This window comes from Vibrio brasiliensis LMG 20546 (genome assembly GCF_000189255.1).
Lineage (GTDB): Bacteria > Pseudomonadota > Gammaproteobacteria > Enterobacterales > Vibrionaceae > Vibrio > Vibrio brasiliensis.
On the sequence record NZ_AEVS01000025.1, the window covers coordinates 1 to 318 of the forward strand.

Here is a 318-nt window from a genome sequence, read left to right on the forward strand (position 1 = left end):
GGAGCTGGACGACTTCGACCTGCCAGAATTTGGTGAGGAAGACGCATTAGCTGAAATGACGCAAGCTGATGCGCCAGTCGCTGAGCAACCACATGTAGAAGAGCCTCAAGCAGAACAAGCAGTAGAACTGGATGACATTGAGTTACCAGAATACAGCGAAGAAGAGGCGTTAGCTGACGCAGAACTTGAGCCAGAAGCGGAATTAGAAGCGCCGCAGGGTGCTGATGAGAGCCTGGAGCTGGACGACTTCGACCTGCCAGAGTTCGGTGAGGAAGACGCATTAGCTGAGATGACACAAGCTGATGCCGCCAGTCGTCT

The 318-nt window shown here is 53.5% G+C and carries 1 protein-coding gene; it reads left to right on the forward strand.

Annotated features, from left to right (window positions below):
* Positions 1 to 318, forward strand: a 318-nt coding sequence (locus RH46_RS22230; protein WP_006878255.1) for a hypothetical protein, incomplete at both ends; no start/stop codon positions are given.